This window comes from uncultured Holdemanella sp., assembly GCF_934772795.1.
Classification (GTDB): Bacteria; Bacillota_I; Bacilli_A; order Erysipelotrichales; family Erysipelotrichaceae; genus Holdemanella.
Map to the genome: position 1 here is coordinate 15792 of NZ_CAKVMR010000013.1, position 24587 is coordinate 40378.

At 30.9% G+C, this 24587-nt stretch carries 29 protein-coding genes; all 29 read left to right on the forward strand.

Annotated elements, in window-relative coordinates:
* The first annotated feature begins 54 nt into the window (after positions 1-54).
* The 29 genes from Q0F04_RS04005 (at position 55) to Q0F04_RS04145 (ending at position 24231) form a co-directional block, all read left to right on the forward strand.
* Positions 55-669 carry a class I SAM-dependent methyltransferase gene (locus tag Q0F04_RS04005; RefSeq protein ID WP_295750424.1) on the forward strand — a complete coding sequence of 205 codons (615 nt, stop codon included), beginning with the start codon at positions 55-57 and terminating at the stop codon, positions 667-669.
* A 254-nt stretch (positions 670-923) separates the two neighbouring features.
* Positions 924-1148 (forward strand): DUF3791 domain-containing protein, encoded by a 225-nt coding sequence (locus Q0F04_RS04010; RefSeq protein ID WP_295750426.1) that lies wholly within the window; start codon positions 924-926, stop codon positions 1146-1148.
* The gene (locus Q0F04_RS04015) at positions 1141-1707 is read left to right on the forward strand and encodes a DUF3990 domain-containing protein (RefSeq protein ID WP_295750430.1); all 567 of its coding nucleotides are present in this window, start codon (positions 1141-1143) and stop codon (positions 1705-1707) included. Before Q0F04_RS04010 ends, Q0F04_RS04015 begins: the two co-directional genes overlap by 8 nt.
* Positions 1695-1925, forward strand: a complete 231-nt coding sequence (locus tag Q0F04_RS04020) for a hypothetical protein (protein ID WP_295750433.1) — start codon at positions 1695-1697, stop codon at positions 1923-1925. Before Q0F04_RS04015 ends, Q0F04_RS04020 begins: the two co-directional genes overlap by 13 nt.
* A gap of 72 nt (positions 1926-1997) precedes the next feature.
* A complete protein-coding gene (locus Q0F04_RS04025) occupies positions 1998-2339 on the forward strand; it encodes a hypothetical protein (RefSeq protein ID WP_295750435.1) in 342 nt (113 codons plus the stop codon).
* A gap of 298 nt (positions 2340-2637) precedes the next feature.
* The gene (locus Q0F04_RS04030; RefSeq protein WP_295750438.1) at positions 2638-4317 is read left to right on the forward strand and encodes an ArdC-like ssDNA-binding domain-containing protein; all 1680 of its coding nucleotides are present in this window, start codon (positions 2638-2640) and stop codon (positions 4315-4317) included.
* A complete protein-coding gene (locus tag Q0F04_RS04035; protein ID WP_295750441.1) occupies positions 4314-5255 on the forward strand; it encodes a DUF3991 and TOPRIM domain-containing protein in 942 nt (313 codons plus the stop codon). The genes Q0F04_RS04030 and Q0F04_RS04035 overlap by 4 nt, the downstream gene beginning before the upstream one ends.
* A gap of 125 nt (positions 5256-5380) precedes the next feature.
* Entirely contained in the window at positions 5381-5674 is a 294-nt protein-coding gene (locus tag Q0F04_RS04040; protein WP_117992559.1) for a type II toxin-antitoxin system RelB/DinJ family antitoxin, read from the forward strand.
* Positions 5664-5978: a type II toxin-antitoxin system RelE/ParE family toxin gene (locus tag Q0F04_RS04045; RefSeq protein ID WP_295750444.1), complete on the forward strand. Its 315-nt coding sequence runs from the start codon at positions 5664-5666 to the stop codon at positions 5976-5978. Before Q0F04_RS04040 ends, Q0F04_RS04045 begins: the two co-directional genes overlap by 11 nt.
* 66 nt (positions 5979-6044) lie before the next feature.
* Positions 6045-6593, forward strand: coding sequence for a hypothetical protein (locus Q0F04_RS04050; RefSeq protein WP_186999249.1), 549 nt, complete (start codon positions 6045-6047; stop codon positions 6591-6593).
* Positions 6577-6906, forward strand: coding sequence for a hypothetical protein (locus Q0F04_RS04055; protein ID WP_295750446.1), 330 nt, complete (start codon positions 6577-6579; stop codon positions 6904-6906). The genes Q0F04_RS04050 and Q0F04_RS04055 overlap by 17 nt, the downstream gene beginning before the upstream one ends.
* 86 nt (positions 6907-6992) lie before the next feature.
* Entirely contained in the window at positions 6993-7691 is a 699-nt protein-coding gene (locus Q0F04_RS04060; RefSeq protein ID WP_295750448.1) for a DUF5688 family protein, read from the forward strand.
* Positions 7692-7708: 17 nt separating this feature from the next.
* Positions 7709-7918 carry a hypothetical protein gene (locus Q0F04_RS04065; protein WP_117924936.1) on the forward strand — a complete coding sequence of 70 codons (210 nt, stop codon included), beginning with the start codon at positions 7709-7711 and terminating at the stop codon, positions 7916-7918.
* 216 nt (positions 7919-8134) lie between these two features.
* On the forward strand, positions 8135-8494 hold the full coding sequence (locus Q0F04_RS04070) for a hypothetical protein (protein ID WP_295750451.1): 360 nt from the start codon (positions 8135-8137) through the stop codon (positions 8492-8494).
* Positions 8467-9804 (forward strand): relaxase/mobilization nuclease domain-containing protein, encoded by a 1338-nt coding sequence (locus tag Q0F04_RS04075; RefSeq protein WP_295750454.1) that lies wholly within the window; start codon positions 8467-8469, stop codon positions 9802-9804. Before Q0F04_RS04070 ends, Q0F04_RS04075 begins: the two co-directional genes overlap by 28 nt.
* Positions 9801-10523, forward strand: coding sequence for a PcfB family protein (locus Q0F04_RS04080; protein WP_117992567.1), 723 nt, complete (start codon positions 9801-9803; stop codon positions 10521-10523). The genes Q0F04_RS04075 and Q0F04_RS04080 overlap by 4 nt, the downstream gene beginning before the upstream one ends.
* A gap of 5 nt (positions 10524-10528) precedes the next feature.
* Positions 10529-10735 carry a hypothetical protein gene (locus Q0F04_RS04085; protein WP_117924928.1) on the forward strand — a complete coding sequence of 69 codons (207 nt, stop codon included), beginning with the start codon at positions 10529-10531 and terminating at the stop codon, positions 10733-10735.
* Positions 10722-12509: a VirD4-like conjugal transfer protein, CD1115 family gene (locus tag Q0F04_RS04090; RefSeq protein ID WP_295750459.1), complete on the forward strand. Its 1788-nt coding sequence runs from the start codon at positions 10722-10724 to the stop codon at positions 12507-12509. Before Q0F04_RS04085 ends, Q0F04_RS04090 begins: the two co-directional genes overlap by 14 nt.
* Positions 12502-12792, forward strand: coding sequence for a glutamyl-tRNA amidotransferase (locus Q0F04_RS04095; protein ID WP_295750462.1), 291 nt, complete (start codon positions 12502-12504; stop codon positions 12790-12792). The genes Q0F04_RS04090 and Q0F04_RS04095 overlap by 8 nt, the downstream gene beginning before the upstream one ends.
* A 14-nt stretch (positions 12793-12806) precedes the next feature.
* Complete coding sequence (locus tag Q0F04_RS04100) at positions 12807-13637, forward strand: hypothetical protein (protein ID WP_117924922.1); 831 nt, start codon at positions 12807-12809, stop codon at positions 13635-13637.
* Between the two features lie 164 nt (positions 13638-13801).
* Positions 13802-14917 carry an ATP-binding protein gene (locus Q0F04_RS04105; RefSeq protein ID WP_117924920.1) on the forward strand — a complete coding sequence of 372 codons (1116 nt, stop codon included), beginning with the start codon at positions 13802-13804 and terminating at the stop codon, positions 14915-14917.
* On the forward strand, positions 14907-15686 hold the full coding sequence (locus tag Q0F04_RS04110) for a hypothetical protein (RefSeq protein ID WP_295644688.1): 780 nt from the start codon (positions 14907-14909) through the stop codon (positions 15684-15686). Before Q0F04_RS04105 ends, Q0F04_RS04110 begins: the two co-directional genes overlap by 11 nt.
* 42 nt (positions 15687-15728) lie before the next feature.
* Complete coding sequence (locus Q0F04_RS04115) at positions 15729-15962, forward strand: hypothetical protein (RefSeq protein WP_117992571.1); 234 nt, start codon at positions 15729-15731, stop codon at positions 15960-15962.
* Positions 15949-16377, forward strand: a complete 429-nt coding sequence (locus tag Q0F04_RS04120) for a PrgI family protein (RefSeq protein ID WP_117992572.1) — start codon at positions 15949-15951, stop codon at positions 16375-16377. Before Q0F04_RS04115 ends, Q0F04_RS04120 begins: the two co-directional genes overlap by 14 nt.
* Complete coding sequence (locus Q0F04_RS04125; protein ID WP_295750468.1) at positions 16319-18655, forward strand: VirB4-like conjugal transfer ATPase, CD1110 family; 2337 nt, start codon at positions 16319-16321, stop codon at positions 18653-18655. Before Q0F04_RS04120 ends, Q0F04_RS04125 begins: the two co-directional genes overlap by 59 nt.
* Positions 18656-18816: 161 nt before the next feature.
* Complete coding sequence (locus tag Q0F04_RS04130; protein WP_295750471.1) at positions 18817-20298, forward strand: lysozyme family protein; 1482 nt, start codon at positions 18817-18819, stop codon at positions 20296-20298.
* Positions 20299-21066: 768 nt separating this feature from the next.
* Positions 21067-21408 carry a hypothetical protein gene (locus Q0F04_RS04135; RefSeq protein ID WP_295750474.1) on the forward strand — a complete coding sequence of 114 codons (342 nt, stop codon included), beginning with the start codon at positions 21067-21069 and terminating at the stop codon, positions 21406-21408.
* 55 nt (positions 21409-21463) lie between these two features.
* Complete coding sequence (locus Q0F04_RS04140) at positions 21464-23584, forward strand: hypothetical protein (protein WP_295750477.1); 2121 nt, start codon at positions 21464-21466, stop codon at positions 23582-23584.
* A gap of 2 nt (positions 23585-23586) precedes the next feature.
* The gene (locus tag Q0F04_RS04145; protein ID WP_177852035.1) at positions 23587-24231 is read left to right on the forward strand and encodes a putative bacteriocin export ABC transporter; all 645 of its coding nucleotides are present in this window, start codon (positions 23587-23589) and stop codon (positions 24229-24231) included.
* Positions 24232-24587 lie beyond the last annotated feature (356 nt).

Sequence of the window (24587 nt, forward strand, 5' to 3'; positions counted from 1 at the left end):
AAGGTGTATGATATTATTTAGCTAGATAAATTAGAAGTTATGGAGGGAGTAAATATGCTAGATAAAAAAGAGTTTGATCTTTGGGCAGATGGTTACGACAAAACTGTCGGCATTTCTGATGAGAAAAACACATATCCTTTTGCTGGTTACAAAAAGGTACTTGGATTCATTTTTCAGACTATAATGAAAACTGAAAATGCTATTGTTTTGGATATTGGGTTTGGGACAGGTACATTAACAACAAAGCTATATGAGCAAGGGTGTACCATATATGGACAGGACTTTTCATCTAGGATGATTGAGCTGGCATCTGAGAAAATGCCCAATGCACATTTATATCAGGGGGACTTTTCGAAAGAGCTTGTCGAACCATTACGTAACTTTCAATATGATTACATTGTTGCGACATACTCTTTGCATCATTTGACGGATAATCAAAAGAAAGATTTCTTTCTAGAATTGCGCAATCACTTAAAGGAAAACGGTAAAATTATAATCGGCGATGTTGCCTTTGAAACACAAAAGGATTTAGAACAGTGTAAATTGAAGGCAGGAGACACATGGGATAATGATGAAATCTACTTTGTCGTTGAAGAACTGAGAAAAGATTTTCCGGCTCTTTCATTTACACAAATGTCCGGTTGCGCTGGTGTCCTGGTTTTGGAATGACAACTTCAAGTATGTGAGAACTTGATGGATATTCGTAACATTGATTTTTGCGTGAATGCTAATAAATATGCTAGTTTTATCAAATGAAAGTAGTATTTAATATATTAGAAATGCTAAAATATTAATGTAACTTTTAAAGAGTATATTATACTTTGTCATCAATAAAGACAATGAGTTCTAACAATGTAAATTTATAATTTAAACATTTGATATTTTAGAACTAAATGCTGTTATTAAATTGGGAGGAATCTATAATGAGTGAAAAAGAAGAAATTACTTTTATGCAAACAAGAATTATTAGATTGGCTGCAGAAGAATGGCACATGACAATTGAACAAATTATAGATTTATTCCAGAAAGCCAATGTTCTTGAATATATAGAGAAATGTTATGGAATTTTTCATTGTGAAAGCGATGAAGTTGTTCTTGAGGATATCAAAGATTATCTTGAGAAAAAGGAGATGAAATTCTATGCTTGAATTGAAAAATGGGCTCATCCTTTATCATGGAAGTTATTGTGAAGTAAGACAACCTGATCTTTATAAATGTGCGAAAAGAAAAGATTTTGGACAAGGTTTTTATTTAACTACATCAAAAAAACAAGCAGAAAGCTTTTTGAAAACTTCTATAGTTAAAGCATTAGCAACAGGCATGATTAATGAAAATCAAAAATATGGATATATTTCAATTTATGAACTAAAACTATCCCCTCAGCTTAATACTCATGTTTTTGAAAAAGCAGATATAAATTGGTTGCATTGCATTGCTGCACATCGAAAAAAGAAATTTTTTATGGATGTAGAACAAAAAATGAAAAAATATGACGTGATTGTTGGTAAAATTGCAGATGATGCAACAAACGCTACCCTCACAGCTTACCTTGCGGGTGCATTTGGAATAGTAGGCGAAAAAGAAGCGGATGATTTTTGCATAAAACAATTATTACCTAACAAACTAGAAAATCAGTATTGTTTCAAAACGGAAGCAGCTATTGAGTGTCTAAAATTTGTGGGTGGTGAAAAGATATGGCTGAAGTAAAAATCTCGAAAGAAAAAATGGACTATACAATTGACTTATTAATAACTATGGTAATAGATGAAATTGTAGCTGATACAGGTAAAAACAGAAATGATGTACTAACAGATTTTTTATGTTCAAAGACAGGAAAAGCATTATATGATCCAGCAACAAGACTTTGGTGCAATGGACCTTCTTATATTGTTGAATTATATAAGGAAGAATTAAAGAAATCATGATGAATTAATTTGAGGCTTTTGTATGAAAGTTAAGCTTAAAATGAATATTTTCTGATTTTTATTATATCGACTGTGATGGGCGTAATAGGACAAACAATCCTTCCATGGTGGTCTACAAAACTAAACCTATATTACTTTGATTTTAGGTTCTTTAGTTCAAATATAGACATTTATCCATTCATTAAGTATTTACTTGGAACCATTCTTGAAGTCTACAAAGATTTTGAGAATCGTTTTTCCCTCGTTGAAACTGGACTTTCTGCTCTAGAAATGGTAAGAAAAGCAAGTATGTATAAAATAGGTCGTTTCAATAAGCGGGATATTCGGGAACTTTGCACCTCACTTAGCAATAGCTCAATAGAAAATGTGTTTAGAGATCTTATTTCATTAGGAGAAATAAAATTGGAAAATTAGTGCTATGTAAAAATTTAAAAAGTTAAAAGATTCTTAGTTTGAAAAGCATACAGTTTGTAAAATGAAAATACTATTGAAATGGAGGCTATATTTGCGTGAGTAAGGAAATAAAATTGGGATTCTCTGAAGAAGCAAAATAATATTGGATTGAAAAATCTCATGAAGTTTTTAAACCACGTTGATTAATGGAAGAAGAGAAAAGAAAAGTTGAAAAAATATTAAAAGAACAAGAGGAAAAGGAGCGTCTATATGAATAGATGCTTTTCTTTTTGCTTGATTTAGGGAGGATGGTGATGTAATGGCAGAATTTAAACCTCAAGATGAGAAAACTAAACAGGCTTTTTCGATGATTGAGCAGGGAGTAAAGGATGTTTATTCTTCTGAATCTTTTAAACGGTATCTATCCTGTTTAAGTAAGTTTCATAGTTATTCCTTGAATAACACATTATTAATATTGTCGCAGAAGCCGGAGGCTAGTTTGGTAGCTGGATATCGTGCCTGGCAGACAAACTTTAATCGTCATGTAAATAAGGGTGAAAAAGGATTGATGATTCTAGCTCCGGTTACAACGAAAGAAGATAGATTAATGAATAAACACGACGAGAATGGAAATGTGATTTTAGATGAATCTGGAAATCCAGTCCAGGAAATGCGTGTAGTTAATCTGACTCATTTTAAGACAACGACAGTCTTTGATATTTCACAAACTTCAGGAGATCCTCTTCCATCTTTAGTGCATGATTTGACAGGTTCTAGTAATGAAGTGAAAGCAATTATTCAAACTATACAGTCTGTATGTACAATACCAATTGAATTTAAAACAGAAACTGAAGATCTTAGTTTTATGACTGGGGCTAAAGGATATTATTCGCCAAGGAAAGATAAGATTGTCATTAATAAGGATTTAGAGGATTTACAAACCGCAAAAACATTAATACATGAGTATGCTCATAGCATACTTCATAAAGAAACTGATAAAAACCAAAGCCAACGAGAAATTGAAGCAGAATCGTTGGCTTTTGTTATTTGTGATCATTTTGGAATTGATACTTCTGAATATTCATTTGGCTATATCGCGTCTTATGCCAACAAGGATTACAGTGAATTGAAATCTATTTTAGTAAACATTCAGAGTAAAGCACACGAAATGATCGAACTAATAGAACCTGTGTTTAAGGAGAATTTGCATATGTTAGAAAAGGAAAATCAATATATTACTCCAGTGGAAATGGAAGAATTGAATCATGATATTGTACTTAAAATTGTATCCATGATGGAAAAGTATAAAGAAGTTATGTCAGATTCAAATATTACAACCTCAGATATTCATGAAACGATTGATCAAGAAATATCGAATCTTTTAACAGATAACAAAGAATATAGAGTACAAGATCATTTGTATCAGAATAATGAAGTCTATCAATTTGCTTTGCATAGTGCTTGTTATGATGCATTTATGAATGAAGAATTTGATCCAAAACAATCCTGGTTTATGGATCATTCGATTGAAAGAAGAAACTATGAGTTATTCGAAAAAATAGCCAGTCCGTTATTAACAAACAGTGCATATTATATGAAATATGGAACACCTAATTATATGGATTTAAATATCGAAATTATTGGTGATGATCGATTGGCTATGGCTCATAACTATGTTTTAAATGGTGATGTGATGGCTGATCCAGATGTCGAATTTACTGTCGATAAAAAGAACAGGATGCTATATCCACAGACCTATCAGCAGGATTCACTTCAATACTTTGAAAGAGTAGATGGAGATTCAACTCGTGCTCGAGAACTGAATCATTTTATGCATGAATGGCTCACAAATGTTGTTGATCAAAAGTATAAAGTACAAACTATTTATACGGAAGGCAAAGAACTTTCTATCAAAGAAAATCCAAATGCCGTAAGAAGCTTTTGTAAACAGAATGGTATTGGAATGGTGGCCCCTAAACTAAAGGAGTTGGAAAAATGAGCAAAAAGTTTATTCGGAAATCGGTTCTTGAAAATGTTAGGACACTATCGGCATTTGATTATTTAAATAACTATCATCCTTCACTATTAGTAAAAAATGGAAAGAAGGATTACTATCATAGAGAACATGAATCATTGCACTTTTCAAACGGTAAGTGGTATTGGTGGTCGCAAGGTGTAGGTGGTACGACTGCATTGGATTATTTGATTGCTGTAGAAGGATATGATTTTAAAGAAGCGTGTAACTATTTAGCAAGTTTAATGAATATTAGTGATCCAGTTGTTACGTATTATCATAAAAAAGAAACTAAACCATTCGAGCTTCCTGAGAAAGATAAAAACAATAATTTAGTGATTCGTTATTTGTGTGAAACACGAAAAATAGATAGAGAAATTGTTGATTATTTTATTTCTAAAGGGATGCTTTATCAGTCAGCAAATTTTCGAAATGCTGTGTTTGTTGGATACGATGGTGATATGCCTGCTTATGCATTTAAGCGAAATATATTTAAAGATTTTAAATTAGAACATACAGGAAGCAATAAGGCTTTTAGTTTTAATTATCAAAATAAAGAAAGCAATGTTCTTCATGTTTTTGAAGCAGTCATTGATTTGTTGTCTTATATGACACTATTAAAAATGGAGGATGTTGATTACAAGTCTTTTAATTACTTATCTTTAGGTGGAGCTTGTGAAAAGATAGCAGCAAAGACGGAAGCTGATATGCCAATAGCATTAAATGCCTTTTTAGAAAGAAATCCCAATGTTCAAATTATTGTTTTGCATTTGGATAATGATGAAGTAGGTAGAGGTGCAACACAAAAGATTATGATGATTGCAAGACGTAAATATCAATGTTTTGATAATCATCCTGTGAACTTTAAAGATGTAAATGAGGAATTAATTCATAAAAGTCTGTTGCTATCGACTGATTTATAAATTTGACAAATGAATCATTCAGATCCTATTGGATACAAAATAATGTAACTGTAATTAATAAGTAATACTTTTTATGTACAATAGCAATGAAATTGCATATAATTTAAATGTGGAGGTGATGCTGTATGTCTACTATTCAAGTAAGGGTGGATGATGATTTAAAGTCTAAGGCAGATGCATTATTTAAGGAATTAGGTACAGATACAACGAGTGCAATTCGCATGTTTTTAACTCAAGCAGTTGCTTATGATGGAATTCCTTTTGAAATTAAAAAATTCAATAAAACAAAAGAAATGAAAATTATGACAGAAGATGAGTTTTTGGATAGACTTGCTTCTTCTAGAGTTCAATCTAGAGAAGGCAAAGTAATAGATGCAGATATAGCAATAGATAGCATTAGAAATAAATATGGATTATAAAGTAATATTTACTGAAAATGCAATGGAAGATATGGATTCTATTGTAGAATATCTTCTTTTTCACTTGCGTAATATACAAGCGGCAAATCATTTTATCGATTCTGTTGAAAATGGAAAGTTCGTATTAAGTAATTCTGCTGAGTCATTTCAATTGTGTTTGAATCCGAGACTTCGAAGCAAGGGATATCGAAGATTGAATTTAGATAAAACTAAATATTTCTTATTGTACCGTACTGAAAATTCAATAGTTTTTATAGATGGTATTTATCATCAATTACAAGATTACGAAAATAAAATTAAATAATTTTTTTTTGAGAAAGTTTACGCTTTCTCTTTTTTATTACACAAATTTAGAAAGAGGTGGATTAATTTGAATAAACAATTTGATTTATTTCAAAAAATGAAGATCAAAGAGGTCTGTGAAAATATTAGTCGTATGACTTATGCATATATCAATCCAGACACAAAACAACCAACCGTAGTGCCATCAAAGCATTATAAAGATATTTTAGATCAGCCGGTTGAGGTACTAGTCAATGATCAGGTAAAAAAGCAATTTTTAAATATTATGTTTAAACAAATGAAAACATTAAAAGAGGAAGAACCCATCTTGTTTAATGAAACACTGTTGTTGATGGATTTGAATAAGACTCCAGATAGCTTGGAACTAAATGAAGAAGCAGCATTAAAGATAACGGCCACAGAATTAGTGGAAAGTGAGAAAACACAAAAGAAAAAATTCCATTTAGTTGATAATGCATATTTGGATTCATACGAAGCAACAAAGAATGATAGTGAATTGATGGCTCAGATATTTAAAGAGCAACAAAATGATCGTGTTTATTCTGTTGAATTAGATGAGATGGAAATGGAAAAACCTAAGTCAAAAGGAGGAAAAAAGAATGACTTACAACACTAGAATTTATAATTATTCAAATTTAAAAGCTGAAGACAAACAAATTGTCCAGGCACAATTGTTAATGTTTGAAACTGTAGAAGACGCAATTACAGAATATATGTATCGTAGAGAATCTTCTACAAATATTTTGGATGCAATTTCTTATGAAGAAGGAATTAAAGCTTTAGAACAAGTACAACAAAATATGTTTAGTGATATTGTAGAATATATTGTTTACGCAATTGACAGTTATGAAGAAGATGTGGACGAAGTTGATACACAGGATCCGCTTTTTGGCTTGTATCAAGAAGTTGAGGATATTGATAATGAATGATTTAGAAACGTGTGATTTTAATACAGTCAATCTTGAAAGATTGGCTTTTTATTTTGAAAAATTAGAAGAAGGAGAGGACGAATAATATGATTCACAATGATAAAGTTTTAGAAGATGTGAATGCATTACTTGATTATGATTCAGTAAAAGATTTTTTATTCATGAATGTAATTAATGCAGAAACTAATAAAGAAGAATTATCTATGGAGCCACATACAGTTATTGGAGATTTAGCGATTGTATATAGAGTGATGATTAAAACAACTGATGATCAATTTTGCTCAGCTAGAGTTACAAATGAAATGCTTGATCATTATGGTATTGATGTATCGCAATTGCACAATGATGCATTGATTTCATCACCAAATATGATGAAACCAGAAATTATTCCACTAGAAACATTGCTGATGGGAGTTCCAGAACAAGAAGCATGGCAAAATGAAGACAGGCATTTTGTAGTTTTGACAAATGAACATAGAACGGATGGAGCAGCAACAATTTTTTATTCCGGAGTTTTAAATAATCTGGCTGAAAAATTAGGACATGACCTTTATATTGTTCCTTCTTCAACAGATGAATGTTTAGCTTTATGTGATTCTCCAACATTGAATACGGATCGATTGAAAGAAATGCTTTTACTTATGAATGGTCCTAGTTTTATGGATCAAGATAAAAAGCTATCTGATATTTTATATCATTATGATAAGGATAATCATGTTTTAGAGAAATCAGATGATTATGAAAAGAGAATCAATAAGCAGAGATATTCACAATTACTTCATTAAGATTTGGAGAATTGAAAATGATTAAATACGAAGATATCGTTAAGCGAATTTCGTTTATTGAAAAAAGAAAAATTAAAAATGAGGAAAAGATAAAATTTCTAATAGAAGAAAATAATACCTTATCTTCAAATTTAAAATTACTAAATCAGAAAAAAGAAATGTTAGAAAAAATGAATCAGGATCTAGCAGATCTTATACCTGATAAGAAAAAGGCTGCAGACAATTAGTGTCTACAGTTGTAGCAAGCAACGTCTTTGGATATCCAAAGACAAGTATTTAGGGAACATCCCTAAGACCCTGAGCTATCAAAAGAGTTGGTAGCTCTTTTTTGAGGAGGTAAATTTAAATTATGAGTGCAATAACGATAAGTTTATTAAGTTTCCTTAGTGGTTTGATTATTGGAGTTTTCTACATTCTGTTTATTCAAGGTGCTTTTTATAAAGATGCGAAAAAGAAATAAACAATTTGTCATTCGCCTAACAGATAGTGAATGGAATCATCTTAATGAATTAGTGAAATATTCAGGACAATCAAGAGAATCCTATTTGCGTATGTGTATAAATGGCTTGATTCCTAGGCCGGCACCTAGTGTAGAACTAGTAGAAGTGATTCAAGTGCTAAGACAAATTGCAGAGAGTATAAACGGAATAGCTGGAGCAGTTTATAAACAAAATAAAATGGATGATTCAGTTTATATGGAAAATTATGAGGCGCTTCAAAAACAAATTAACGAAATTATGCTTTTGATTCGGCAACCTATCAATATGGAGGAATTATGGCAATCACAAAAATATGGGCAGTAAAGGATGATTTGAGAAGAGTTTTAAACTACATTGAAAATTCGGATAAGACAAAAGAAGAATTAAGCGATGGATTAAAAGAAGTGTTGGCATATACAACCCAGGGATATAAAACAAATGAGAAAGAATATATTACTGGAATTAATTGCGAACCTAGTACATCACTAAAGCAAATGATGAATACAAAGTTATCCTATAACAAGATGGATGGAAGACTAGCCTACCATGCAGTACAGTCTTTTAAGCCAGGTGAAGTAACGCCAGAAGAATGTCATTCATTAGGTGTGCAATTAGCGAAACAAATGTGGGGAAATCGATTTGAAGTCGTTGTATCTACACATTTAGATAAAGACCATTTGCACAACCATTTTGTTGTGAATTCAGTTTCCTGGGTAGATGGCATGAAGTATGATAACCGGAAAAAAGATATTGATCATTTTCGAGAATTGAATGATGCAATATGTAAACAGCATGGTTTGAATGTTATTGAAAAACCAGAAGGAAAAGCCATGAATTATGGAGAGTGGAATGCAGAAAAAAAGGATGGCATCTATTTTAGAAAAATTATTCGTTATGATGTGGATTCTGTATTAGCGTATGCCAGAACTTTAGATCAAATGAAATCAGGACTTGAAGATATTGGATATGTTGTTGATTTAACTGGCAAGCACTGGACTTTAAAACATCCACAGTCGCAAAGAAAGTTTCGATTTTATAAACTTGCTCGTGATGGTCGATATGACGAAGATCATATCATGGAACGAATCAACAACAATTATTTATTTCCAATGCAGCCAGTTAAGGATATTGTGCCATGTAAAGAATATCGTGGTGATCATACAAAATTAAAAGGAATCAAGGCTTTATATATTAGATATTGTTTTGAATTAGGAATTATTCGACCTAAAGGAAAACGACAGAAATATCCAAGTCCACAGTTAAGAAAGGATTTGATATACATGGATAAAATCACAAAGGAAAATACTTTTGTAGGCAAGCATAATCTAGAAACAATCGAAGATGTGCTTGCTTTTAAAGTATCTCTAAATAAAGAAATAGAATCTTGGATGAACCAAAGAAGATCCATCTACAATAAAATTAAAAGAACGCGTGATCCAAATTTGAAAAAACAATTAGAAATGGATCGTGATACGTTAACTTCTAAAATTGCACATGGGAAAAAGGAAATCAAAATATGCGAAGATATAGAAAAGAGAGTTCCCGATATTCAAGATAAATTAAAAATGGTGAATGCATTAGAAGATGAGCGTATTCAAACACAAAAAGAATATGAAAGGAGCTTGAATTTATGAACAGTGCAGATACTGCAGATCAAATGATGAAGATGACTTTAGAAGGTATACAGGTTGCTGCTGAAGTTGGTTTAAAAGCGGGCGGCATGGCAGCAAGATCTTTAGCTGTCACTTTATACGCTATTTTAAAAGACAATAAAAAAGTGAAAGGGAAAACCAATTTAAATAACTTATTAAAGTCGGATAAAGAGTTAAAGGTCTTTGCTATTCATCATTCGGATTTAAAAAAGTTTTGTGAAGAAGCAAAACATTACGGAGTTTTATATTCTGTATTGAAAGAAAAGAATAATACAGATGGAATTGTGGATATTATGGTAAAAGCAGAAGATGCTTCTAAAATCTCAAGGATGGTAGACAAGTTTGATTTAGCTACTATCGACACAAAAGCAATTCGTGAATCTGTATTATCACAACAGAGTATAGATGATGCTAAACCACTTAGTGATGAAGAGCATGATGCCTTATTGTCAAAGCTAATGGATGATAAGGAAAACCCCAACAAAGCTCGGACAAGCAAGGACGGTACTCCGTTCGAGCCATCTTCAAAAACATCGAAGAAAGAAAACAAGAAGAAAACCGTCGAAAGAAAAAGGTCAACAGCTACTACGGATAGGCCTTCTGTTCGCAAGGAATTGAAGGACATTAAACAGCAGCAAAATCTAAAATCTTCTGCACCTAAGTATCCAGTTAAGAAAAAATCAAAAAAGAAAGTGAGATAACGATTATGAGAAAATGGTTTAAGAAAAATGATGACGAAATAATTGAAATTCAGGTAGATGATACAGAGAGAAGAATTATTGTTAGGGCATTAGCTGATTTAAGAGATAAACAGCGATTAGCTCATAAGAACTATGATTTTTTAGATTCTCTTATTGTAAAGGTTTGTGATGCAGACCATCCATCAATAAAAGATCACTATGAGAGATGCTAAGAACGACGAATATTTATTTCTAGGCTTATTAATCATTCCTACAATATGGTTTGCAGTTTTGATTGCACCATATATGGATCAAGGACTCATTCATGCACTACCTTATCTAAGCGAAGCGTTGAATTATCCCTTTCAATTTCAATGGTGTGATAATTCTTTAAAAACGATTGGAATATTCCTGGTTATCTATGTTTTAGGAATTGGTATTTACTTATCCAATGAAAAGAATTACAGACAAAAAGAAGAGTATGGATCAGCTAGATGGGGATATATACGTTCTTTAGTGAAGAAACATTCGAATAAGGATTTCTTCGAAAATAAGTTGTTTACGCAAAAAACACGAATGGATATTCATGGAAAAATTAAAAACGTCAATCTTCATACGGTTGTGATTGGTGGTTCTGGTGCCGGTAAAACTCGATATTATGCTAAACCTAACATTATGCAGTGTAATACGAGTTATGTAGTATTAGATCCAAAAGGAGAAATTATCAAGAGCGTAGGTTATATGCTTGAAGATGAGGGGTATGAAATCAAAGTCATTGATTTAATTGATATGTCTAAATCATTGGGATATAATCCATTTCATTATATTCAAAGTGACAAGGATGTATTGAAATTGATCACGAATCTAATTCGTAATACAACTCCAAAAGGATCTTCTACAAATGATCCATTTTGGGAGAAAAGTGAAACAGCATTACTTGAAGCATTGATGCTATATTTATATCATTATGCGCCGGAGGATGAGCAAAACTTTACGATGGTAATGGAGATGCTGAATTATGCTGAAGTAAAAGAAGACGAAGATGATTATGAGAGTCCGTTGGATGAGTTATTTAAGCGTCTAGAAACGATAGATAGTAATTCTTTAGCACTTAAACAATATAAAATATATAAACAGGCAGCAGGTAAGACCGCTAAATCTATTTTGATTTCAGTAGGTGTAAGACTTGCTGCTTTTAACTTGGAAGAACTTGCATCACTTACTAGATATGATGAGATGAAGTTAGAGCAGATAGGCGAAAGAAAAACAGCCTTATTTGCGATTATTCCTGATAATGATTCAACATTTAATTTTGTCATCGGTATGTTGTATACTCAGTTATTTCAAATGTTATATTATCAAGCAGATTTTGTTCATGGCGGCCAGCTTCCAGTGCCAGTACATTTTATTATGGATGAATTTGCCAATGTTGCTTTACCAGACGAGTTTGATAAGTTGCTTTCGACAATGCGATCACGACTTATTTTTGTATCCATTATTTTACAGAACCTGGCACAGATCAAAGCGTTATATAAGGATACTTGGGAGTCAATTATGGGGAACTGTGATTCTAAATTGTATTTAGGCGGAAATGAACAAAGTACCCATGAATATATAAGTAAGGAGCTTGGAAAAGCAACGATTGATACAAATACGTATGGTAAATCAGAAGGAAGAAGTGGAAGTTTCACAACAAATTCTCAGAGAACTGGAAGAGAGTTGTTAACTTCTGATGAAGTTCGTCTATTGGACAATAATTATGCTGTTCTATTTTTGAAAGGTGAAAGGCCTGTTCGAGATAGAAAATTTAATTTGTTAAAACATCCTCGTATTAAACAAACAATGGATGGAGGTCGTGAACCGTACATTCATGGACAAGTGAATCATTTTATTGAGGATTGGCAAAATATTCTTCTTAGCAATAATGAGTATGAATTATTGGATGTAGAAGAAACAGAAAACTATTTAAAGGAGATTGAAGAAAATGAAGAAAATAAAAATGATTAGAAAAGTATTATTCTTTGCATATGTTGCATTGGTGATTGTAGGAAACTTTGCAACACCAGTTTATGCAGCAAATGATCCGGTTACTGTTGTAAACAACTTCAGTGAATTTATGTTTGGACTTATCCGAGCGATTGGAATGATTTTATTAGGCTTTGGAATTGTACAGGTTGGACTTTCTTTGAAAAGTCATGATCCGAGTCAAAGAGCGAATGGCTTTATGACGGTAGCCGGAGGAATTGTTATTACTTTTGCTAAAGAGATTTTGAATATTATTGTTGGATAGGGTGGTGATTTCTAGTGAGTGGAATCATAGATAACCTAACTAGTGCCATCAATACGTGGAATTCTAAATTAGCTGAAATATGGCTATTGTTAACAGAATCACCTGAAACATTTAAGGGTGGTGATATTTGGCAAATCATAGTTAAAATACATGGAGCTCTTCAAGCAATTGGATTAGCACTTCTTGTGCTATTCTTTGTTTGGGGATTGATTAGAACCTGCACAAGTTGGCAGGATGTAAAAAGGCCGGAACAGGCCTTTAAATTGTTTTTAAGATTTATTATTGCCAGGGGAATGGTGATGTATGGAATGGAATTAATGACAAAGATATTTGAGATAGTACAAGGCATTATTCAAGCAATCACTGAAACTGCAGGATTAGGTGTATCAAGTGAAACTGTATTGCCACAAGAAATCATTGATGCAGTAAGTAATACAGGATTTTTGGAATCTATTCCTTTGTGGGCAGTTACACTATTGGGATCTATATTCATTACAATACTATCGTTTGTGATGATTCTAACTGTATATGGAAGATTCTTTAAATTGTATATGTACACAGCTATCTCTCCAATACCCCTTGCAGCAGCAGCTGGAGAAAGTACACAAAACACAGCATTTACGTTTATTAAAAGTTATGCAGGAGTATGTTTAGAAGGAGCTATTATTGTTCTTGCTTGTATTATTTTTTCAGCTTTTGCGTCTAGTGCACCAGTAGTTGATACTACAGCATCTAGCGTATCTATGGTATGGAGCTATGTCGGTGAACTGATATTTAATATGCTGGTTTTAGTTGGTTCTATTAAAATGAGTGATCGTATAGTCAAAGAAATGATGGGTTTGTGATTTTTTACTTCTCAATAATTAAGATATAAATGAAATTGTGAAGAAATCTATTCAGAAGAAGATACCAAATACTAAAAATTGATAATGAATCTGATCTGTAAAAAAATTACAGTATCTATTGACCGTAAAAAAATTACGGTTATAATGAAGCTGAGGTGATACCAATGCTTAAACATTTCAGAGTTAATAATTTTAAGAATTTTAAAGATGACTTAGATATTGATTTTTCAGATGTGAATGGATATAAGTTTTCTCAAGATTGTATTACTAATGATTTGATTGGAAAAATGATTATTTATGGTAAAAATGGAAGTGGTAAAACAAATTTAAGTAAAGCTCTTTGTGATTTAAAAGAAACATTAACGATGTCTAATGATATGAAATCAAACCATTCTTTTATTTCAAATGCGAACTCTAATAACGAGATTACGACTTTTACTTATACCTTCCTATTCAATAATAAGAAAGACAAAGTGGTATATGAATATCAAAAAACAGATTTATTCAATTTAACCAATGAAGTATTAAATATAAATGGAAAAATCATCTATTCTTATGATTTTAATAAGAATAGATTTATAGAAAAAAGCGAAGACTATTTTCATAATTCAGATATTTTCTCAATTTATCAAAAAAATACTAATCCATCATTACCATTTGTACGCTGGTTAGTAAATAATGGTGCTGTAGAAAAGAGTTCGGTTTTTAACAAGATGTATGAGTATGCAGTAAAAATAACACAAATATTTACTCCTACAACTGCATTGATTCAATTATCAAGAAATGAATTAGACGAACTTGATCGTAATGTGAATGATTTAGAAGATTTTTTGAATTATATGGGTATTGAATGTAAATTGTCTATGGAAAAACTGCCAGATGGTAGTAAAGAGCTTTATTTTGTATTTAAAAATAGAAAAGTAGCCTTCTTAGAGAATGCATCTAGTGGAACATTGTCATTGTTTAATTTTTATATTCGGTTTTTAATGCCACATAAAGAAAGTTCTATTCTTTATTTTGATGAATTTGATGCCTTTTTTCATTTTGAATTATCTGAAAAAATCATCCAATATATTAAAGAAAAATATAAAGATTCTTTGGTTATCTTTACTACGCACAACACAAATTTAATGAGTAATAAAATTATGCGTCCTGATACATTGTTCATACTTTCAACAAGCGGAAAATTAACACCGTTATGCAAAGCGACGGATCGTGAGTTAAGAGAAGGTCATAATCTTGGTAAATTGTATATGAATGGTGAGTTTGATGAAGACTAAAAATATATTATTTATAGTCGAAGGTAAGAATGATGAGCCACGATTTATTGAGCAACTTTTATCAAAATGTTATCCAGCATCAAACTTTAAAATATATTCCTATGAAGCAAATTTGCATATGCTTGCAAGCAGGTTAGAAAATGATTATTTTGATTTTGAAGAAGATGAATTAGATATATTGCTATTTTTAAGGTCTTACGAAACAAAATATAAAAAAATCTTTGACTTAAAATATACAGATGTATTTCTAATATTCGACTTCGAGCCTCAGCATCCAGATTTGCATTTTGATACGATTCAAAAAATGATTCGGTACTTCAATCAATCTGATGAAAGGGGAAAGTTATTCATTAACTATCCGATGATGCAGTCTTATAGACATTTAAAAGCCCTACCTGATAATGTTTTTTTGCAGACTAGATTGTATAAACAAGATTTTAAACACTATAAAGAAATAGTATCAAATGAAAGCTTTAATAACGACATTTCAACATACGATTACACAACATTCGTAAGTTTAGCATTCCATCATTTAACTAAACTATTATTCATTCAAAATAAAGAGAATCGAGCACCGACAATGGATGATTATGATCATTTAAATTATGCAAAAATATTTGATATTCAATATGAAAACTTGAAAAACAATTTTATTTGGATAGTTAATACATGTATTTTAATTCTAATTGACTACAAACCAAAAAATTTCTTTGATCAAATCACAAAACATGAAACATCATTTAAATTACCCTATATCGAGCAGAGTTAATCTCTGCTTTTATTATGCCATTTTGGAGGAAAGGAAAATAACATGAAAGAATATATATTAAATACAATTGTACTAAAAACAGGAGATTCAATTGAAATAGTTGAACCTTCAACTTTACCTATGAAAGATAGGGTTATGTATAAGTTACAACATGAACAGGATCGAGTTGTGATTTCAAGAGAAAATGGGAAGATGGTGATTCCAATGGAGAATATTATGTTCTCATCATCTATCCCTTTGGACATTATTCATGAGGATTTTGATGATGAAGTCTAATTTTGAAATTAAGATCAATAAGGAAATACGGGATTATACGGAGAGTATATTTTTTGGCTTATCCCTTCGACAGAGCATATTCTCTATTATTGCTTGTGGGATAGCTTGTGGTATCTTCTTTTTGTTGAATGATACGCTAGGGACTGAAATAACTAGCTGGTTATGTATGCTTGGAGCAGCACCATTTGCTGCTTTTGGATTTATAAGATTTCAGGGTATGTATACAGAAGATATTGTTAAGACGGTATTTAATTCGTTGTTATTATCGTCTAGAGATTTAATCAATAAACCATTTAACTTGTATGATGAGGTTTTTGAGCCAATGATTAAACAATCAAGAAAGGAGTCAATTGTACATGATAAAAAGTTACGAAAGATTGAAAAAGCAGAACAAAGAAAGAATAAGAGTGCCTAGGACAGTGCAGGATACCATCCCAGTAGATTCAGTCTATAAGGATGGTATTTTTCGTTCTGGAAACAGATACACAAAGAGTTATAGGTTTTTGGATATTAATTATAAGATTGCATCAGGAGAAGATAAAAATAATTTATTTCTAACATATAGTGATCTACTAAATTCTTTTGATCCATCTGTAATGACGAAAATTACCATTAACAATCGAAAAGTGGATATTAAAAAATTTAAAGAAGATATTTTAATTCCATTAAAGGAAGATGGTTTGGATAAGTATAGAGTTGAGTACAACGATATGTTATTGTCCAAATTAGCTGAAGGTGATGATATTATCCAGGAAAAATATATTACTGTTACAGTTTTTAAAAGTAATATAGAAGAAGCCAGATTTACTTTTTCTCGTATAACTGCAGAATTTTCAACTTTATTTTCTAGACTAGGAAGTTCTTGTATTGAATTGGATGCAGAAGAACGGTTGAAGATATTGCATGACTTTTATCGTAAAGAAACGGAGGAATTCCAATTAGATCTATCCGATTTAGCTAGGAAAGGACATTCTTTTAAAGATTTAATTACTCCAAGAATGTGTAAATACCACAATAAGTATTTTGAATTTGATGGTAAATATGGTCGTGTTCTTTATTTAAATAATTATCCTGGTTTTTTGAAAGATGAATTTGTATCAGAGTTGTGTGACTTAAATAAAAACTTGATGTATTCAATGGATATTATTACAGTGCCAACAGATGAGGCAGTCCGAGAAGTAGAAAATAAATTCCTTGGTGTTGAAAAGAATATTACGGATTGGCAAATGAAGCAGAATCGTAATAATAACTTTTCAGCAATCATTCCATATGATATGGAATTGCAACGTAAAGAATGTAAGGAGTTCCTGGATGATTTGATTGTAAGAGATCAAAGAATGATGCTTTGTAACATTACGGTTGTGCATTTAGCTGATTCTATTGAAGAATTAAATAAGGATACAGAAACATTGAAGGCTGTAGCTCGTAAATATGTTTGTGAATTGGAAACATTGTATTTTTCAAAAAGGCAATTAGATGGTCTACAAACAGTATTGCCAATAGGGGTCAACAAATTAAATATCACGCGCACTTTATTAACCGAAAGTGCGGCTGTATTCATTCCTTTTAGAGCGCATGAGATTATGCAAAAGGGTGGGGTTTGGTTTGGCCAAAATGCGATTACAAACAATCCTATTCTTTGTAACAAGGCATTGCTTCAAAATCCTAACTCTTTCTTTTTTGGTATTCCAGGATCCGGGAAATCATTCTTAACAAAAGAAGAAATTGAATTCTTGATCTTATCTACAGATGATGACATTATCATTGCAGATCCAGAAGGAGAATATGATTCCATAATCAATGCTTTAGGTGGACAGATTATTCGTATTGGTACAAACAGTACAGATTATATTAATGCGATGGAAATGGTAGAGGGATATGGCGATAGTGGAAACTCAATTGCCGATAAATCTCAATTTTTGATGTCTGTATTTGAAAATTTAGATGCTAATCATGGCGGTATTACACCAATTGACAGATCTATTATCGATAGATGTGTAACGCTAGTTTACCAGGAAGCAAAAACCAATGGCTATGTACCAACGTTAAAACATCTTTATAAAAAGTTATTGGAGCAAAATGAACCAGAGGCTAAATCTTTAGCTATTAAACTAGAATTATTTACAAATGGATCATTAAATATATTTGCTCATGAAACGAATGTAGATATCAAGTCTAGAATTTTATCGTTTAATATTTTTAATTTGGGAAAACAATTAAAAACATTAGGCCTATTGGTAATTACAGATGCCATTATCAATCGTGTGAATGAAAACTGGAGAAAAGGGAAACGTACTCATATCTTCATTGATGAGATTCATGTTATTTTTGAAAATGAAGAAAGTGCAACATTCTTTGCCTCGGCCTGGAGACAATTCCGTAAAAGAGATGCATATCCTACAGGGATTACACAGAATGTTAAATATTTATTATCGTCTCAGCAAGGAATTAGTATGTTATCCAATTCTGAATTTATTGTCATGTTGAATCAATCGGCAAACGATAGAGAAGATTTAGCTAAATTATTGAATATTTCAGAAGAACAGATGAGCTATATTACAAATGCTCCTACCGGATGTGGATTGATTAAGTATGGTGGATCTATAGTTCCATTTGTAAATAAGATGCCAAGAGGACTATTGTATGATTTAAATACTACAAGGCCAGGAGATAAAAAAATAATTGTCCAATAAATACAAAAGACTCATTAAAAAATTAGATTTAATGAGTCTTGTTTATGTATAAAATGTTGAGGTATCAGCTAATTCAGAACAAGATATTTTCGAATACATCAACAAAGTTTTGGAACAATTAAAGTAAGCAAGTATTAAAGATGTTAAAGGGGTTGATGTAGATGAAAGATATAAAGACAAAACAGAAAGTACTATCCATAAAGACAAAGAATGTTAAAGGGAATGTGAATCATTTTATTAAGCAGCAAACGATTCATACAAGAAATAAGGAAGAAGATAAAAAGGTAGAACAGTCTGTTAAAACAAATCCGAATGTACAAGCTACGAATAACGTTAGTGAAGTCGCTAAGCAGACGTTTATAGAATCAAAGCAGCGTGCTACAAAATTTATTAAACATAAGCATAGAGAGTATAAGTTCAAAACTACAGATAAGAAGGCATTAAGTGAATCAATACCGGTGAGCCATCAAAGAATTACTTATGTATCTAAGGCAAAGCATCATGTTGTAAACAAAATAAATACTTCTAAGATTAAACAAACAGCGGATAAAGTAGTAACACAACCGGCTATTAAGAGTACAAATAGAGCAATAAAAACATCAATAGAAGTGGTCAAGAAGAGTGTATCAGCGATGAATACACTTTTTTCTTTTGGAACAGGATTGATTTTATTACTTGTTGTTACTTTGTTTATTGGAACATTTAGTGTGCTGGCACAAGATGGGGGATCAAATAGTGAAATTGTTTCTCTAAGTGATGAAGTTATTGCGTATGAAGATACAATTCGAAAATATGCAAAAGAATATGATATTGAGGATTATGTCACATTATTACAGGCAATTATGATGCAGGAGTCAGGAGGGAAAGGCAATGATCCAATGCAGGCAAGTGAGTCAGGGTATAATACAAAATATCCTAGAGTACCTAATGGAATTACGGATCCTGAATATTCTATTGAAGTAGGAACACACACTTTTTCTGATTGTTTAAAGAAAGCAAAAGTAAAAAATTCATCCGATACAGAACGTATATATTTGGCTTTGCAAGGATATAATTATGGCTCTGGCTATATTAAATGGGCAATTCGTAATTTTGGTGGATATTCCAAATATAATGCACAACAGTTTTCTGATAATAAAAAGCAAGAGTTAAATGTATCCGGCTATGGTGATCCTTCTTATGTTGATCACGTTATGAGATATGTAGGGATTACTTTTAGAGGAGGTACAAATCCTAATTTTAATAATTTAGAAGCCTGGGTGACAAGGAATCCTTATGCACAGGCTGGATTATATGGACAATGTACATGGTTTGCTTGGGGACGATTTTATGAATTATATGGATATGATCCAGGTTTTAGCGGTGATGGAAGTAGTTGTGTGAAGGAATTGGTGGCAGCACATCCTGATAAATTCGAACGATCTTCTTCGCCAAAAGCCGGTGCAGTGTTCTCTGCTATTGGACATAATCATGTTGGTATAGTCATTGCAGTAAAAGATAATACCATAACTGTTCAAGAAGGAAATCTTGATGGTATTACAAATACATTTCAAGATGCAAAAAAGGATTGGCAAACAAAATCCTATACGTTAGATCAATTAAGATCTATATATGGTGGAGTGGTGTTTGCTAACCCAAAGTAAAAGTGGCGGGAAATTATCATCTCCAAATATTTTATTTACAAGTATATTTTAAATGATGAAAAACTATTGTTACAAAAATTATTAACATTTTGAATATAACGAATGGTTTTGTTGCTTTGCACTTCGTACTCAATTAGCTAAAATCAAAAATGTAAAAAAACCTTATCTAAACAACGTTTGGCTATTTTACTATTGGAATGTTAAACTCCCAAAATGATTCATTTTAATGCTTTTTATCTTGACATTATTAGCATATCTATGTGAGAATTAATGTAAAGATAACGTTATCTAGCATTCTCATAATAATTTAAAAGAATATAGATTATTGAGCAGAAAGCAATAAAATTTTATGTATTAATATTTTTTATGATTGTAGCTTATTTGTGTATCAACTAATTTATGACTATATAAAACGAAAGATTTATATGAGGAATAGTTTATCTCAGAATGTAGTCATTGGTCCAAAAAATTGGTATTAAAATTCCACTGCTTACCAGTGTTAAGAAGTAGGCTTGGTTTTATAAAGATTATTACGATTGATATAAAATCAGTAGATATATTTTTCAGTCTCAAAATATATCGTATCTTCTGAGTTTATTATCGTTATAGCGTGCCAGATATAGGTAAAGTATAGAAAACATAATAGAATCAGAATCAACTGATTTAATCATCAAAATAAGCAGAAGATACTTAAATAAGAACTTAATGGTGAATTTTTGTCTATTGATTATGTAATACAAACTAAAGAAAGAATAACAGGAGGAGAAAATGAAAAAACTACAGAGACTTTCTATAATCATGCTTTCTATAATCGCACTTGCTTTCCCATTTTCAATATTAGCGGATTCTAAAAATATTTCTCACAATAGCAAAATCAGTTTACAATACGGAACTGCTGAAACTTCGTGTTTGGATTCAATTGGAAGTTATTGGCTATTTGGAAAAGCATACAATACTAATAATTATATAAGCGGTTCTATTATTTATAATGGTTCGATAATGGCATCTGGGCAAAACGGTAAATTTAGTACTGAATTCAGTGTAAATTGGAATCCAAAAACAGCTTATTCGCACTCACATATTGCCTCTTCAGGATTAAGAACTAGATAATCAAAAGAGTTCCCTTATCAATAAGGGACTCTTTTTTAGAAAGTTGAGATGAATTATGAAAAAATTATCATACTTGCTTGTTGCTATCCTAAGTGTATATATTTTTTATTCCGGATTCTCTTCCTTTTCTTCTGATCAGATAAACAGAATGGATTCTTTTGCCACTTCAATTGGACAAACAACTAATAAAAAAGTAACAGGATTAAACCTACAATTTAATGAAGATTTAGTTTCAACAATTCATGAATATTGTGAAAAGACAAACAGTACAGGAATTATAGCAGTTCATGAAAATACTGAGGGGTTTATAAAAAAGAATTTAATCTATATTTATTCTGCTGATCCACAGGATTTGAAATCCCTATATATACGGAATGATCAAAAACGAATTAATTTTAAAAAGGATTCAAAGAATTATTATTCTACAAATCTAAATGATAAGGATGCATATAATTATATTGATTATTTAAATCGAGGCTATTACGGAGATTATAATGACATATATGAATTTCACACTTTAAATGATTTGTTGAATCGCACTCCAGGTTCTGAAATTATTACACTTTACTCTATTTCAAATTCAAATAAAACTTCTACAAGTCAAATGAAAGATTATTTTAAAGAATTTATCCCTGAAAATAGCCAAGGACAAGGTATCTCAGATGTTGAAATTGTTCCTTACTCTATGCAAAAAGAAAAATTTTTGAATATGGTTTTTTTGAATGCAATATTAGGGACTGCATTGATTTTCGCTTTTATTTTTCTGAAAGATAGAAAAGAAATAGTGATACGTAAAATGCTAGGAAATTCAAACAAGAAAATTTTTATATCACTATATACAAAACATATCGCAATCTTATACGGTCTATTTCTTTTCTTAGAAATTATTTTATTCGCATTATTTGTTGGCCCTTATAGACCATGTGCTTCTTTATTCTTATACTATCTAATCAATGAGGGAATTAAGCTACTTTTCAGTTTAATTATGATAGGAATTATTTTGTTAATTTCAACGATAACCGTCAAATCAGTGAAGTATATAAAACAAAATGGTACTCAAGAAAATAAAACAGTTCTATCATTGGTCTTGAAAGGAATTCTGATTTTTGTTTTATTTCCTGTATTCTTAACAAACTGCGCGGATTGGATAGAATCAATACACTATCTCTATATTTTGAATTTGAATGAAAGTCAAATGTCGAATAAAATTATAACAAACGGCATATCTGTGTCTTTAAATGAGGACTTATTTTATTCATCTGAACTTGTTAATAAACTGTATTATTATATGCAGGAACATAATGGAATATATGAGGATTTCGATATAAACAAACAAATTGACTTCTTAAAAAATCATATGGACAGTGATTTAGAAATACCTGTTTCAAATGAAATACCATATATAGTTGTAAATAATAATTATTTAAAAGATTATACGATTCGCGATGAATTCGGAAATCCTTTAGATTTTAATCAGATAGAAGAATCTATTTTACTGATACCTGAAAATTATTCATTCAATCAAGATCAGATAAGCTATTATTCAAATTATGAAGATTGTAAGGTAATTCGAATCGAACCAAATCTTAGGTTTGTAAGACATATGCCTTATGTAGAAAATACGAAAGATTTAGAAAAAATAAATCCGGTAATTTTTATAGACCATAATTGGATGGAAAATGCAAGGGTTTCAACTGATAATTATTTTATCCCAATCGATACAAAAAAAAGTGTTTCAAATTTTAAAAGATTTTTAATTCAGAACAATATGGACAAAAAAGTAAATTTTTATTTAAGTGATTCTTATTTTGCACAGGTCAAGAACAAAAAAAAATATGAATTGATTTCATTAACTATACTAATCGTTTTAATAAGCATAATTTTATTTGTTTACCAACTTCAAGCGATTGTCATTTTCTTGTTTGAAAAAAGATACTATTTGTCTATTCAATATCTTTTAGGGAAATCTTTCTACGAAAGATATTCATTATACTTAAGTATAAATATATCTCTTTATCTATCGGTGATTATTTTCTATGCATTATATTCTAAAAGAATATTAGAATCTTTTGAAATTGGCCTTTTAATACTTGGAATAGATTTGATATTTACCATTTTAACGTTAAAGAAAAAAGAATATGCTGAATGTGTAGATTCATTGAAAGGAGCCAGATAGTTATGAAGAAAATTGTAGAATTAGATTCGATTCAAAAGAAATTTAAAGAGAAAGTAATCTTTGATTCATTTTCTTGTACCATATATGAAAATGAGTTTGTTGCAATAATTGGAAAATCCGGGTGTGGTAAATCAACATTGTTAAATATGATTGGCTTATTAGATAGTCCAGATTCAGGAGAAATCATTTTGTTTGGAGAAAAAGGAATTAAGCCATTTTCAAAGAAAGCCACTTTACTCTTAAAATCAAAAATAGGATATTTGTTCCAGAATTTTGCATTAATCGAAAATAAAACTGTATACGAAAATCTACAGATGGCAATAAATGAAAAAAATAATAAGACCGTAAATAAGTACATTGAAGACGCGTTAAAAAAAGTTGGCTTAAATGGATATTCAAAAAAATTCATTTATGAATGTTCTGGTGGAGAACAACAACGTATAGCCCTTGCTAGATTATTAGTTAAGCCATGTGAATTGATTTTAGCTGATGAACCAACCGGATCACTAGATGAAGAAAATAAACAAATTGTTATAAAACTACTCAAAGAATTTAAAAAAGAAGGATGTACAATTATAATGGTTACACATGATATACAATTAGCTGAAGAATGTGATCGCGTGATAGATTTGAATGGTTATATCTAAGGGTAATCCGCAATTAGATACCAGCTAGATTAAAAGTTGTAGGGTTTAAAATACTATGAGTGTTTTAAGGTTATTGCTTTCTAAAAGCAAAATCCCTATGACTTTTTTTATATATTCATAATAAAAGAGTATCACTTGTTTATGGTGATACTCTTTCGTAACTTTGGTTTAAGTGGGAAATAAGGTATAAAAAAAGCACCTGGCAAATGCTAGGTGCAATCTTTGACAAATGGTGGTCTCAGTCGGAATTGAAAAGCGCTTTTGTTTAGAGTGGATTATATTGTTGTTTCTGCTTTATATAAAGGTACAATAATTTAATGAAATGCATAAAATCCTATGACTTTTATCTGCTTTTG